We start from the raw sequence: 13784 nt of genomic DNA, 5'->3' as shown, positions 1-13784 counted from the left end.
ACGTAACCGTAACCGTACCGTAGTAGTGTGNGGCTTTTTTTATATTGGCAGCTACCGAATTTGTTAGATCGTGATGCCTTCAGCTACTACTTCTTTTACCTCAGGCACCATGCGCTTCAGCAGATTTTCGATACCCGACTTGAGCGTAACAGTGGCGGATGGGCAACCGGAGCACGAGCCTTGCAGGTTCACGGTCACGATGCCGTCCTGGTAGCTTTTGAAGGTAATGTTGCCTCCATCCTGCTCCACGGCGGGGCGCACGTAGTTATCGAGCAGATCAATGATTTTCTGGCTCGTCTGCTGATCTTCCTCCGAGTGGCTGCCGCTGGCGGCTACTTCCTGGGCGGCCTTCTGCGCGGCCGCCGGGTCGACGAGGAATACCGGCCCGCCCGACTCTACGTACGACTTCAGGAAGCTGCGAAGCTCCGGAATAAGATGTGCCCATTGGTGTTCGGTGGTCTTGGTGATAGTGACGAAGTTGGCCGCGATAAACACCCGACCTACATAGTCGAAGTTGAACAGCTCCTGAGCCAGAGGCGAGTTGGTCGCGGCCTCTAGGTTGGGATAATCCACGCTCACCCCTTCGCTGAGGAACTGGGTGTTGAGCACGAATTTCATGGATTCGGGATTGGGGCTGGCTTCGGCGTATATAGAAACCGGAGCGGCCGGGGCAGTTAGTTCAGCCATGGGGTTGAAGGACTTAATAGCGAAAATACGAAGAGAAAGTACGCAGGTTGGCGGCGAATTGCTAGCCTGTTAAAGCTAAAACCACCTACTCCCGCGGATGTTGCAAAGATACCAAAACGCCAGGGAATGCTGTGGCTGCTTCTCTTTCTCTAGTATATGCTGTTCTCTATTGTATGCTGTTACTACGTTATACTTTATTAGCCCGGCTGCGTAGCAGCATATCGGCCAACACCAAATTCGTCATGGCATCGACGATGGGCACGGCCCGGGGTAGCACGCACGGGTCGTGCCGACCTTTGCCGGCCAGCGTAATTTCCTCGCCTTGGTCGTTGATAGTCGTCTGGGGCTGCAAAATGGTAGCTACGGGCTTGAAAGCCACCTGAAAATAGATATCCTGCCCGTTAGAAATGCCCCCCTGAATGCCCCCTGAGTGGTTGGTGCGGGTTCGCACGGCGCCGGCTTCATCGGTATAAAAGGCATCGTTGTGCTCCGAGCCAAATAGCAATGTGCCCGCAAACCCCGAACCGTATTCAAAGCCCTTCACGGCGTTGATGCTGAGCATGGCTTTGCCCAGCTCAGCGTGCAGCTTATCAAATACGGGCTCACCCAAGCCGGCGGGCACTCCGCGCACCACACCCGTTACTATCCCGCCCACGGTATCCTGCCGGTCGCGGGTCTGGCGGATGAGGCTCATCATTCGCTCTGCCGTAGCTGGGTCGGGGCAGCGTACGGCATTACTTTCAATCAGATTCAAATCAAGCTGCTCATAACCAACCGGCACGGCTACTGCCCCCACCTGCGACACATAGCTTTGAGCCACAATGCCGTAATGAGCTAACAGCTGAGCGGCTACGGCACCAGCTGCCACGCGCGCCGCCGTCTCGCGGGCCGAGCTGCGGCCCCCGCCCCGGTAGTCGCGGCGACCGTACTTCATATCATAGGTGTAGTCGGCGTGCGACGGGCGATAGGCGTGCTCTACGTGGGCGTAGTCGTGGCTGGCCTGATCCTGGTTGCGAATGAGCAGACTTATGGGCGTGCCGGTCGTTTTACCTTCAAACAACCCGGACAGAATCTCAACTTTATCGGCCTCGCTGCGGGGTGTGGTCAGGTCTGACTGGCCGGGCCGCCGCCGATCCAGCGCCGTCTGAATCGTATCGGCCGTCACGGCTAGACCGGCCGGGCAGCCATCGATTATCACGCCTATCCCAACGCCGTGCGACTCCCCGAAGGTGGTGATCCGAAATAGTTTACCAAAAGAGTTACTCATATATAAAAGCCTGTGATTAGGAGCCAGACCTTAGAAGTCCGATCGTTTTGTGGCTTCAAAGCTACTAACTACGCGTCCAATGCGGCTACCAACAACGCAGCGGCCGATTCGGCCCGATACGGCGCCCGTTTAGTTTAGCTTTACAGATAAAACTATTGCTGGAAATGCCTGAGCCCGCGCCGGTTTGAGTTTCGCCCAGCGCTACGGCTCTGCGCGCCGGCCGCGCCACCAGCCTATCCCCGCCAGAGTGAGCAGCGCACCCAGAATAATATTGGCGTAGCGGCGCACGGAAGCATACGCATCTACCGGTTGCAAGCTATTGTCGGCGGAGGTAAGTACCTGTTGGTAAAAAGGATCGTCGGGCCGGGCGTGAAAGGTGGCGCCAGCTTGCATCTGTCCCTGCACCTGGGGGGCAATTTCGGCCCGCAATGTATCGTAGCGGGCCGTAGTCGGATTAAATATGATAAGTGAAAACAGACTATCAAGAGACACTAGCCCCGGCTTGGTTGGCACCAGGCGGTAGCGAAACCGTTTGCTGCCTCCTACCCTTCCACCCTGGCGGGTTAGCTCCTGCTGCACGTCGGGGCCATAGATTTCCAGCCCTGGCCGGGGCTGCGGCAACTGGGGGGCATTTAGCGTGGTCAGGTTACCCTCGCCTTCCACGACGAACGAGTAGGTGAATGCTTGCCCGGTACGGAAAGCGGTGCGGTCGATGGCTTCCCGCAACTGATAATTGCCCACCGGCACCTGGTCGCGGAGCGGGTGAGGGGGCAGCACTCGTACCGGAATAGTGCGGGCCGTGGTGCGGTAGGTTTTGTAGCCTGCCAGGCGATTATCGAGGCCCGCTTCGGGCTTTTTGGCTATGCGGTACTTTACCATTTGTAAAGCCACCTCCGGAAATACCAAAGGCTGGGCATTCAGCGGATAAAACTCCGCCTCGTATAAACGGTAGCGCAAGTAGGTTTTGCCCCCCGCCACTACCGTTTCGGGATAAATCTCCTGCTCGTCAAAGGGCTCTTCCCAGGCTGCGGGTTGGCGTAGCTGGCGCACGATGCCGGGAAGCTGGCCGGCAAAGTTGTGAAAGGCCAGCAGGCCCTGGTCGGTGGGCGTGAGGTAGAAGTACAGCCCAATATGCACGCCTTCGCCGGTAAAAATGGTCGTTTTATCGGGTACCAGGGCCAGAAAAGCGTTGTCTTTGGGCTCTACATATTCCTGGGGCTTGGGCTTGCCAAACAATTGATCCAGCAGCCCGATACCTGCCGGCTCCTGCGCCGGGGCCGGAGCCGGGGCAGGAGCTGTTGCCGAGGCGGCAGCAGGCTGCGGCTTCACCGTCAGGGTGGCCCCCACCGAGCGTACGGTCAGTCCATTGACGGTCATCGTGAAGGGTTTCACCACAAACTCGCCTTCATCATACGCTGCGTAGCGCTGCGTGATGGTCAGCTCCGACGAGCTTTGCCCATTCACGATGCGGGTGGTAGTCGTACTCGATTTGCCGCTTTTTTTAAAGCCTTCCAGGTCAGGAAAAGCCGAGTAGCGCTCAAGTGGCGCCCCACTCAGGCTGAAGCTGATGGTATAGTATTCATTGATGGGAAAATCCGCTTTGCCCAGAATGATGCGTGCCCGCGGAGCCGGAGTCTGCGCCTGTACGCCCGCCCCCAATAGCAGAATCCAAAAAAAAGCCCCCCAGAGAGCAACCCAGCGACTTACCATAGCTACGCATCACAAGCTGCCAAAGCTACGCAGAAAGTGGGTTTTTTCTATCCGTAGGACCTCACTACACCGCTGTCCCGTGGTCTTGCCAGAATTAGTTTACAAAAAATAGATTGAAAAAATACAACGAAAAACAATCCATAAGTAGACCTGAGCCGTAAGTGACATCTAAATAATCTCTTCTTCTAAGTTTATTACAAAAACGCCCCCCTGCGGGCGGGCAGAAGAGCTATTATCTACCCTCTTTCTCTCTTCACCCTAATTTTTTTCTCATGTCCAAAATCACCAAAGCAGGCGGAGACGACACTGGCTTTGATAAGCCGCTCTACGTGCCCATCAAGCGTCGCTCATTCTTCATGTATGCCGGCGCTACTGCTGGTGCTACCGCACTCCTCCTCTCAGGCTGCGATGATGACGAGGTGTTCGCAGATCCCAAGCCGCCTACAACCCCCACACCCCCTACTACCCCTGGCTCTACCTTGGTTAATGTAGGTAGTGGTGATGTAGGTGTATTGAACTATGCTTACTCCCTGGAGCAGCTCGAAGCCGCTTTTTATACGCAGGTCCGGACCGGCACTTACTACACTGGTCTGAACGCTAGCAGTGCAGAGCGTCAGATTCTGGACGACCTTTATTATCACGAAGTAATTCACCGTGAGTTCTTTAAAGCCGCTATTACGAGCGCAGCTCCTACGGGCATTATTAAAAATCTGACCCCAAATTTCAGCACTATTAACTTCAATGATCGGGCGAGCGTACTGGGTGCCGCCAAGGCATTCGAAGACTTAGGTGTATCGGCCTATAACGGTGCCGGTCGGCTTATTTCTACTACTGGCAATGGCCCTCTCTACTTGCTGCTGGCCGGCAAAATCGTTTCGGTAGAGGCCCGTCACGCCGCCGTTATCCGCGACTTGCTACAGGAAGGCAACTTCGTAGGATCCGACATCCTCACCTCTGATGCCCTAGAGATATCAAAGACACCAGCAGTAGTTGCAGCAACGGCTAACACCTTCCTGGCTGAAGGCTCGAAGCTGGATGTTTCCGGCCTCGTCTAATGCAGGCGCTTGTAGTCCTTACCCTCACTCAATCTTCGACCTTGTAGCATGAATATCTTCCAAATAATCTCTGAAATCGAGAAAGTAGACCCTGAGGTATACGATCGTCTCGACTCCCGCCGTAGCATTTTCAAGCACATGAGCGGCATGGGAAAAACCCTAGCCGGGGCAGCAGTACCCTTGGCCTTTGGTGCCGTCCTAAATAAGGCGTATGCACAGACCAGCATGGCTCCCAGCGTAAATGATGTTCTCAACTTCGCCCTGAAGCTGGAATATCTGGAGGCTGACTTTTACAACAGAGGCTTGGGAGCAATGGGGGCCACAGCCACTGCCGCCCAGACTGCCTTCCGCGCTGGCTTTAGCGCTACCAACCTGGCAGCGCTGGACAGAATCCGTAATGATGAGATGGCCCACGTCGCCTTCCTGCGCACGGCCCTCGGCACCAACGCTATTGCTGCGCCTCCCGCCAACACTTTTGATTTCACGGGTGCCAAAGGTGGTACTACTCCTGGCCCATTTGCGACGGTATTCACGGCCCCTGCGGTGTTCCTGGCTGTATCTCAGGCCTTGGAAGATACTGGCGTACGGGCCTACAAAGGCGGTGCTCCGTATCTGGCCAGCAACAAAGACGTGCTGACCGCCGCACTGAACATTCACTCAGTAGAAGCTCGTCACGCCTCGCGTATCCGCACGATGCGTCGTGCCGGTGCTATGAACAATGCCGCTTCGCAAACGGCTGCTGCCGGCACCGACCGTAGTGCTTCACCAAAAAGCTGGATATCCGGTACCGATGGTGGTGGACCAGCTCCAGCCCAAACGGCTCCGGTATATGCTATGGGCGCTGCACCAGCCTATACGCCGGCTGTTATCACCTTCCCCGCTGAAGACAACGTAACCCAAGGAGGCGTAAACCTCCTGACGGCTCTGGCTTCTTTAAACTTCCCGGCGGTGGCCTTCTCCGAGGCTTTCGATGAGGCACTGCCCGTACCGGTAGTATCAGACATCGCTCGCACGTTTGTGGTTACCGGCAGCACGTTTATCTAATCGCTGCTTTCGTTTATCAGTTCTAAAAAGGACGGCCTTTGGGTCGTCCTTTTTTGTTTTTTGGCTGACTCGTGCAACACTTTGCAACCTGAAAGTATCTGGTCTATAATCGGAGTTGGCTTATCGGGCTATCTTTGCTTCTCCGGCCTCTATCATTCTTTCCGGGGGGCTTTTTTGGCTTTGTTCTCTCGCTTCTATGCATATGAATTCTACCTCTTTCACTCGCCTGTTTTCGGCGCGACCGGTGCGGCGGCGCACTTTTTTCAGAGTAGCCGGCGCTACGGCCGCTTCATCGGCCCTGGTATTTGCGGGCTGCGCGAAAGATGATGAGACGCCGGAGGTTACGCCCGAACAGGCGTTTACCCTCGGTACCGGCGATACCGGCCTGCTCAACTATGCTTATCTGCTGGAGCAATTGGAAGCTGCTTTTTACGATAAAGTAGTAGCCGCGCCTCCGGCCGATATGCCGGCCACCGAGCTCGCCTACTTCACGGATATGCGCGACCACGAAGTTATACACCGCGAATTCTTCAAGTTCGCACTGGGCACGAGCGCCATCGGCACGGCTACGTTTAATTTTTCGTCCTTCACGCTTACCACGCGCGCGGGCGTCCTGACGGCCGCCCAAACCCTGGAAGATCTGGGTGTAGCTGCCTACAATGGTGCCGGCAAACTCTTCGCCGACCCGGTATACCTGGGCCTGGCGGGCAAAATAGCTTCCGTGGAAGCGCGCCACGCAGCCTTGGTCCGGGATCTGCTGCTGCCTAATTCCTTCGCTGCCGCCGAGGTTGTAGCCAATACCGGTGGCGAATTCGACGGACTCGATGCGGCTAAAACACCTGTTCAGGTGCTGGCCGTAGTGAATACTTTTCTCAACATTACTATCTCGGCAGCCAGCCTGCCCAGCTAAGCTCCTTCGGTTACTCCCGCGCCATGAATATTCTCAAACTCCTCGCCGATCTGGCCGAAGTAGATCCTACATTATATGCTCGGCTTAGCTCGCGGCGGGCAGTTTTTGCCCCTCTCAGCCAACTAGGTCGTACGGCGGCGCTGGCAGCGTTGCCCCTGGCAGTTGGTACGGCCATTATGCCAGCCCAGGCCCGCGATATCCGCACCATTCTCGACTCCCTGAACCTTGCGCTCACGCTGGAATATCTGGAGAGCGAGTTTTATGCCCGTGCCCTGGGGCTAGTGGCAGGCGCTCCTGGCGTGCCTACCAATTTCTTTCCAACGGGCACCCGCCTGGCTATTGAAACCATCTACCGCCACGAGCAGCAGCATGTGCGGTTTCTGGAGCGCATCATTGTGGCATCGGGTGGCACGCCGCCCGCCAAGCCCCGCTTCGACTTCACGGGCAGTAAGAATAGCACTCAACCCGCCGTATTCGCTGATGTGTTTACTAACTTCGATACCTTCCTGCAAGTAGCCCAAACCCTGGAAGATGCTGGTGTGCGGGCTTATAAAGGACAAGCAGGCTTCCTGCAAACCGATAACTCATTGTTGGAAGCGGCCCTACGCATTCACTCCGTGGAAGCCCGTCATGCCTCTCACATCCGCAGTATGCGGCGCGCGCGCGGCGCGAACGTCAAGAACTGGGTGAGTGCCAGCGACACCAGCGTTGCGGTGCCTGGCAAGACGGATGCCGTATACGCAGGCGAGGAACTGGTTAATCAATTTATAGCTGGCCTCAGGCAAGTACCCTTCGATCAGGCTCCGCTGAATACGGTGGTGACTGTGGCTAAGGTGGCTGAAGCCTTCGATGAGCCGATCTCGGCCACCACCGCAGCCGCGCTAGTCGGTCTTTTTACGTACTAGGCAGCCAACTACTTATTAACGTCGATTTAATACTCAAATTGCAACAAGAGAACGACTTATGTCGTTCTTTTTTAGTCCTGAGCTTGTGCCCGGGTTGGGTAGCAGATTATCTTTGATACTATCCCTTTAAGGCGTCGCACACTTTAAAAAATAAGGTGACGCTTTGGTCCCTGGAGAAAGCCTTTTTATGCAGGCTTTCGTATACAATATCCTTCGTTCCCACCCTTCACCACCCACCTTTATTCCTATTCATCGCAATGTTAGAATATGCAAAAACCATTCTGTTCAAGGTAAGCTTCGACAAAATCCTATTTGAGAAGGAGTTACGCAAAGCCCTGCGCATGCTCGTGCCGGAAGAGTTGACCCAACTAAAAACCTGGTGCTACGAGCAGTTCGCCAGCATCTATCAGCGCATTCTTAACCGCGTGTTTGTTCAGGCCGCTTAGAGCACAGGAAGCAGTACCCAAGAAAGCCCCCCGCGAGCAGCCGTTCAGGCATCCTCGCGGGGGGCTTTTTCCTTATAAACCACAGAAATTTGCGGCTCACTTACGAACTGAATAGTGCGTGTAAGGCCCGCATAGCCCGTGCGCTTCACCGCCGACTGCCGAAACAGCTCTGTAAACAATTCGTGCGTGATTTCCTGCCAGTCGGTGGGGCTCATTTCCTTGAGCTGCGGATGCGCCCGGAATTGCGGCTCCTGGTGGGGTTTGGAGAAGCGGTTCCACGGGCACACATCCTGGCAGATGTCGCAGCCAAACACCCAGTTTCCTAATTTGCCCCCCACCTCACTCGGAATCTGGTCTTTTAGCTCGATGGTGAAGTAGCTGATGCATTTGCTGCCATCCACCACGTAAGGCTCCGCTATGGCATCAGTGGGGCAGGCATCCATGCACTTGCGGCAGGTACCGCAGTAGTCCTTGATGGGGCCATCGGGGGCCAAATCCAGGTCCACGATTAGCTCAGCTATGAAGTAGAAGCTGCCCACCCCTGGCGTAATAAGGTTGGAGTTTTTGCCGACCCAGCCCAGACCGCTTTTCTTAGCCCACACCTTATCCATCACCGGGGCCGAATCGACGAACACCCGCCCGCCTACCTCGCCTATTTCCTGCTGAATATCCGCCAGCAGGGTTTTGAGCTTGTCTTTGATGACGAAATGGTAGTCGCGGCCGTAGGCATACTTGCTGATGTGCAGCGTGTCGGCGGGCTGCTGGTCTTCTTCGGCGGGGAAATAGTTAAGCAGTAGCGAAATCACTGACTTAGCGCCCTCTACCAGCAGGCGCGGGTCAAGGCGCTTATCGAAGTGGTTGGCCATATAGCCCATCTGCCCGTGCATCTGGCGATTAAGCCAATTTTCGAGGCGGTAGGCTTCTTCTTCCAGAAACTCTGCCTTCGAGATGCCGCAATACATAAAGCCCAATTCCGCCGCCCGACACTTGATAAAGGCAGCATTACGGCTTTGGATGGATTCGTCGACGGTCACAGAATTCGCTAAAATGCCGCTGCTAACGGTCAGATGATAAGATAAGGCGGCAACCAACTACAACTCTTACCGAGACAAAGTAAAGCTTGTGCCTTGCTGAGGTAAAGTACGGGTGAAAAAAGAAACGCACCGCTGTGGGCGGTGCGTTCCAAATGGTCTTTTGATTTGCGTTAGCAGCAACTTACTAAACGGGTTGCTCCCCAAATAAGTCGCCGGGCGAGTTGCCGCGCAGGTGCTGAGGCATAAGCTTGCCCAAGTGGCGGTAGGCGGCTTCCGTCGCCTCACGGCCCCGCGAAGTGCGCTTGAGGTAGCCTTCCTGAATAAGGAACGGCTCGTACACTTCCTCAATGGTTTCGGACTCCTCGGAGCAAGCCGTAGCAATAGTACTCAAGCCCACCGGACCACCTTTGAACTTGTCGATGATAGTCGTCAGGATGCGCACGTCCATTTCGTCGAGGCCATTCTGGTCAACGTCGAGGGCGTTCAAGGCAAACTGGGCGATATCAACGGTGATGGTGCCGGTGCCTTTTATCTGGGCGAAGTCGCGGGTACGGCGCAGCAGGTTGTTGGCGATACGCGGCGTACCACGCGAGCGGCGGGCAATTTCGAAGGCCGCATCCTCGTGGATGGGCGTTTGTAAAATCTCGGCCGAGCGCTTCACAATACTGGTCAGCAAGGCTGAATCGTAGTACTCCAGGCGGGCATTGATACCAAAACGGGCACGGAGCGGCGAGGTCAGCAAGCCGGAGCGCGTAGTAGCCCCAATGAGCGTAAACGGCGACAAGGATATCTGCACCGAGCGCGCATTCGGCCCCGAATCGAGCATGATATCGATGCGGTAATCCTCCATAGCCGAGTACAAGTACTCTTCCACCACGGGATTAAGGCGGTGAATCTCGTCGATGAAAAGCACGTCGTTGGGCTCCAGATTGGTGAGCAGGCCGGCCAAGTCAGAAGGCTTGTCGAGCACCGGACCGCTGGTCATTTTGATACCTGCTTCCAGCTCGGCCGCGATGATGTGCGACAACGTGGTTTTGCCCAGACCGGGAGGCCCGTGCAAGAGTACGTGGTCAAGAGCTTCGCCGCGCCGACGAGCAGCTGCCACGAATATTTTCAGGTTATCGACAATTTTATGCTGACCCGTAAAGTCGGAGAAACTGAGGGGCCGCAGGGCCTTGTCAATCTCCTTCTCGGAGGGGTCCATGTGGTCGTTGCCACCGGTGAGAAATGCTTCGCGCATAGCGGGCTACTAGGTTTGGCGTTGAATAAAGGTAACGCTTTGGGGGGCGAAATGCTTCCCGTTTTAGTAAAAAATATTTAGCACAGGAGATAATAGCTAAAATAGTTAGTAATTACATAATAGCTGTCATGCAGAGCGGAGCGAAGCATCTCGCGTGTTTAGCAGGACTACTAACCTCTCATCAGCACACGAGATGCTTCGCTCCGCTCTGCATGACGATTTAATTGGGGCAAGGGCAAAGGACCAAAAATTCTTAATCCGCGTTGCGGGCAAACTCCTGCACGCGCTCCGGCTGGCCGAAGATATAGAGCGTGTCATTGGGTTCAATAACCGTATCCCCGGTCATTTCATACAACACTTGCCCCCCACGCCGGATAGCGAGCAGACTAATACCGAACCGTTGGCGCACCTCCGTTTCGGATAAGGTTTTGCCCACCAGCTCCCCTTCGGGTGACACCTTGAAAGTCGACATTTCGGCATCGGCCAGTGATACGTGCATCGATGACCACTCGCCTTCGGTGAGGGAGCGGCGGCGTAGCATATCATAGCGGCCGGCGCGTAGCTCGCCGATGAGCTTGTCGATTTCGGGCATGGGCACCAGGTATTTGGCCAGCACCCGCGAGAAGATTTCGATGGAGGCTTCCAGCTCTTCCGGAATTACTTCGGTGGCGCCCAGGCGGTACAGCTCCTCCATCTCGTGGATATAGCGGGTACGCACGAAAATACACGAATTCGGATTCATCTTGCGGAGCGCCACCACAATGCGCCGGCTGCTGGCCGGGTCCGAAATGGCGACTACCATCACGCGGGCGTGCTCTACGTGGGCTTGCTCCAGCACATGCTCCTGGGAGGCGTCGCCGTACAAGATAGGCTCGCCCCGCTCCCGCTCCTGGCGCACTGTGATGGGGTTCGTTTCGATGATAACGTAAGGCACTTTGGCGTATTTGGCTGCTTTCACGAGGTTACGACCATTGAACCCGTAGCCCATTACCACTAAGTGGTCATTCAGGGTCTGTTCCTGCTCGGGGGGCAATTGTTCGGTTGGTATGCGCAGGCCCTGATCCAAGGTTTTGAAAAGGCGAAGGCGTAGCAGGAAGGTAGTAAATGGCTCGGCACCGAGCATGATCAGCGGCGTCAGGCTCATGGTGAGGATAGAAACGGCCAGGAAATACTGGTAATGCTGCTCCTGCATGAGGCCGGCTTCCAGGCCAACTTTGGAGAGAATAAAAGCAAACTCCCCAACCTGGCACAAGGCCAGACCCACGAGCAGTACGGAGCGCATGGGCAGGCGTAGCGCCAGGGCAGCGCCCACGGTAAGCAGCAGCTTGATTAGCATGACGCCCAGCGTAATGAGCACGATAGTGACTGAATTTTCCAGGAAGAACCGGACATCCAGCAGCATACCGATGGAAACGAAAAAGAAGCTGGCGAAAATCTCGCGGAAGGGCAGAATATTGCTCACCGCCTCGTAGCTGTACTCCGACTCAGAGATGATAAGGCCCGCCAAAAAGGCCCCCAGCGCCAACGACAGGCCCACCGTGGAGGTCAGCCAGGCTACGCTCAGACAGGTGCCAATAGTAGTGAGCAGGAACAGCTCGCGGCTGCGCGTCTGGGCTACCACGAACAGCAGGCGCGGCATAATGTAGCGCGCGCCAAACCAAACCAGCGCCAACACACCGATAATTTTACCCGCCAGCAAGGCCAGATCCGCCCACGGATTACCGGCGCCCTTGCCGGCCAGCATCGGCGTGAGCAGCATCATAGGCACCACAATCAAATCCTGAAAAATGAGGATGGCCAGCGTCACTTGTCCGTGCGGAGACTCCATCTCGAGCCGGTCCTGGAGAAGCTTTAAGACAATGGCTGTGCTGCTCAACGAAAGCAAAAACCCCAGAAAAACGGCCTCAGCGGCAGAAAAGTTAAAGGCAACGGCCAGCAGATAGGTGGCACCAATGGTCAGGCCGACCTGCAAACTGCCCCCCAGAAACACGGCCCGCTTGAGCCGGGAGAGGCTGGAAAGCGAGAACTCCAGACCAATAGTAAACATGAGTAGAATCACGCCCAGTTCGGCAGCATGTCTACATCGTCCTGGGCCTTCACCAGCCGGAGCGCCGACGGGCCGGCCACGATACCCGTGACCAGAAATCCTACAATGGAAGGCAGCCGCAGCTTATTCACTACCAGGATAACCCCCACTGAAAGCAGCAGGATAATGATTACATCTGAAAATATGGGAACGTGCATAGGCTTCTGGCAACGATGAAACCGGCTCTGGGGGCAATTTTAGCATAAAGCTCCCTGAATTTTGCCCCCCAATACCCTAGTTAACGATAAACCCATCAGGAAGGACCGGCTGAATATAGGGAGTAACGCTTCCTTATCTGGCACTACCGCGAGGCCGGCAAAAACTAATTATTTCCGTAAGAAAAGCCTGATATCAGGTTATATTAGGCCTATTGTTTTCTTCATAGCATATACTGCTTTAGCCTCACTATATGATGCACCGCTACTTCGTATGTTTATTGGCCACACGCTGATAAGCCGCTGATGACCTATTTGCGTACCAGGAGTTGTTGAAGACGCAAAAAGTGACACATATCAGCAATGTATAGTAAAGCGGAAGTAGCACAGCTGCGCCAAGCCTTCTGGACAACATTTGGGCAGTATATGGCTCCGGTACCCTCGGCCGAAGGCGTGCCCACCAACTGGATCAACTATAAAACCGGCTTCAAAAACTTGTATTTCCGCCTGCACGCCGACAACCGCCGCGCCTCCATCGCCATCGAGCTAACCCACGCGGACGCGGAGATTCGGCAGCTGTTCTTCGAGCAGTTTCAGCAGTTGAAAGCCATGCTGGAAGAAACCGTGGGCGAGGCCTGGACATGGGAGTTGGAAACTCATGATGCCAACGGCCAGCCCATTAGCCGCATTTATCAGGAGCTGCAGCCCGTAAACCTGTATAGCCGCGACGATTGGCCCCAGCTAATTTCCTTTTTCAAGCCCCGGCTGATTGCACTGGATGCGTTTTGGAGCGATGCACAATACGCGTTTGAGGAGTTGCGGTAGCAGGCCACCCCCCCCCAAGCATGCTGGGGGGCTTTTTTTGCTTCTGAAGTAAAGATTTATATCTCCCTACTCTCTTAAAAGCAGCACTTCTATTTCCAGGTACAGCCAGTCATCTTCCCAGGCTTTATGGGTGAGACGGCCAGCCAACCCAAACCCAGCGTCGAGCAAGCGAGCAACGGTTTCGTTACGGCCTTCGGGCAAATACCCTAGCCATACTGGCTCAGAACCGGCTGTATATACGCGCACGGCCCAATCATCATAGGCGCTGTCAGCTTCGCGGGCTAAGGTTAGGTCCTGGCTCAGTTGCAGGTTCGGCTCGTAGGCCTTCAGGCCCTCACGGTGTGAAGTGCCCGCAATAAGACATTCAAGTAACACTAAGGGCGAAGAGGAGGCAGCAGCCATAGCAGCAGGCGAGGAGAA

Annotated in this window: 13 protein-coding genes and 1 pseudogene; 6 read left to right on the top strand and 8 right to left on the bottom strand. The window is 55.4% G+C overall.

The genetic code is table 11. From position 1 onward, the window contains the following. Window positions 1–63 precede the first annotated feature (63 nt). From B9A24_RS12205 to B9A24_RS12195, 3 genes are all read right to left on the bottom strand, one after another. Window positions 64–687: a NifU family protein gene (locus B9A24_RS12205; protein ID WP_084446239.1), complete on the bottom strand. Its 624-nt coding sequence runs from the start codon at window positions 685–687 to the stop codon at window positions 64–66. 187 nt (window positions 688–874) lie between these two features. Then, window positions 875–1954 (bottom strand): chorismate synthase, encoded by a 1080-nt coding sequence (aroC, locus tag B9A24_RS12200; protein WP_084446237.1) that lies wholly within the window; start codon window positions 1952–1954, stop codon window positions 875–877. A gap of 201 nt (window positions 1955–2155) precedes the next feature. Further along, complete coding sequence (locus B9A24_RS12195; RefSeq protein ID WP_084446235.1) at window positions 2156–3664, bottom strand: BatD family protein; 1509 nt, start codon at window positions 3662–3664, stop codon at window positions 2156–2158. 272 nt (window positions 3665–3936) lie between these two features. Here B9A24_RS12195 and B9A24_RS12190 point away from each other — a divergent pair, with 272 nt between their 5' ends. From B9A24_RS12190 to B9A24_RS12170, 5 genes are all read left to right on the top strand, one after another. Beyond that, window positions 3937–4719: a ferritin-like domain-containing protein gene (locus tag B9A24_RS12190; RefSeq protein ID WP_084446233.1), complete on the top strand. Its 783-nt coding sequence runs from the start codon at window positions 3937–3939 to the stop codon at window positions 4717–4719. Between the two features lie 48 nt (window positions 4720–4767). Then, a complete protein-coding gene (locus B9A24_RS12185) occupies window positions 4768–5763 on the top strand; it encodes a ferritin-like domain-containing protein (protein ID WP_084446231.1) in 996 nt (331 codons plus the stop codon). A gap of 202 nt (window positions 5764–5965) precedes the next feature. After that, window positions 5966–6673, top strand: coding sequence for a ferritin-like domain-containing protein (locus B9A24_RS12180; RefSeq protein ID WP_200813916.1), 708 nt, complete (start codon window positions 5966–5968; stop codon window positions 6671–6673). A 23-nt stretch (window positions 6674–6696) separates the two neighbouring features. Further along, window positions 6697–7578 carry a ferritin-like domain-containing protein gene (locus tag B9A24_RS12175; protein ID WP_084446227.1) on the top strand — a complete coding sequence of 294 codons (882 nt, stop codon included), beginning with the start codon at window positions 6697–6699 and terminating at the stop codon, window positions 7576–7578. Window positions 7579–7835: 257 nt separating this feature from the next. Further along, complete coding sequence (locus B9A24_RS12170) at window positions 7836–8024, top strand: hypothetical protein (protein WP_084446225.1); 189 nt, start codon at window positions 7836–7838, stop codon at window positions 8022–8024. Between the two features lie 44 nt (window positions 8025–8068). Here B9A24_RS12170 and queG read toward each other — a convergent pair whose 3' ends face one another. The 4 genes and pseudogenes from queG to B9A24_RS12155 form a co-directional block, all read right to left on the bottom strand. Beyond that, a complete protein-coding gene (gene queG, locus B9A24_RS12165; RefSeq protein WP_084446245.1) occupies window positions 8069–9058 on the bottom strand; it encodes a tRNA epoxyqueuosine(34) reductase QueG in 990 nt (329 codons plus the stop codon). Between the two features lie 184 nt (window positions 9059–9242). Further along, window positions 9243–10298: a Holliday junction branch migration DNA helicase RuvB gene (ruvB, locus tag B9A24_RS12160; RefSeq protein WP_084446223.1), complete on the bottom strand. Its 1056-nt coding sequence runs from the start codon at window positions 10296–10298 to the stop codon at window positions 9243–9245. 253 nt (window positions 10299–10551) lie between these two features. Next, window positions 10552–10770, bottom strand: coding sequence for a cation:proton antiporter regulatory subunit (locus B9A24_RS22685; RefSeq protein ID WP_234997234.1), 219 nt, complete (start codon window positions 10768–10770; stop codon window positions 10552–10554). 243 nt (window positions 10771–11013) lie between these two features. Continuing rightward, window positions 11014–12542, bottom strand: a pseudogene (locus tag B9A24_RS12155) (cation:proton antiporter); the annotation flags it as partial. A gap of 360 nt (window positions 12543–12902) precedes the next feature. On the opposite strand from B9A24_RS12155, the gene B9A24_RS12150 reads away from it, so the two are divergent. Continuing rightward, window positions 12903–13364 carry a DUF4268 domain-containing protein gene (locus tag B9A24_RS12150; RefSeq protein ID WP_084446221.1) on the top strand — a complete coding sequence of 154 codons (462 nt, stop codon included), beginning with the start codon at window positions 12903–12905 and terminating at the stop codon, window positions 13362–13364. A 66-nt stretch (window positions 13365–13430) separates the two neighbouring features. Here B9A24_RS12150 and B9A24_RS12145 read toward each other — a convergent pair whose 3' ends face one another. Then, a complete protein-coding gene (locus B9A24_RS12145; protein WP_084446219.1) occupies window positions 13431–13766 on the bottom strand; it encodes an HIRAN domain-containing protein in 336 nt (111 codons plus the stop codon). Window positions 13767–13784 lie beyond the last annotated feature (18 nt).

It is taken from the genome of Hymenobacter roseosalivarius DSM 11622 (assembly GCF_900176135.1).
GTDB classification, from domain to species: Bacteria; Bacteroidota; Bacteroidia; order Cytophagales; family Hymenobacteraceae; genus Hymenobacter; species Hymenobacter roseosalivarius.
Note: the sequence above shows the minus strand (reverse complement) of the source record. Positions and strands in the feature narration are given on the sequence as shown.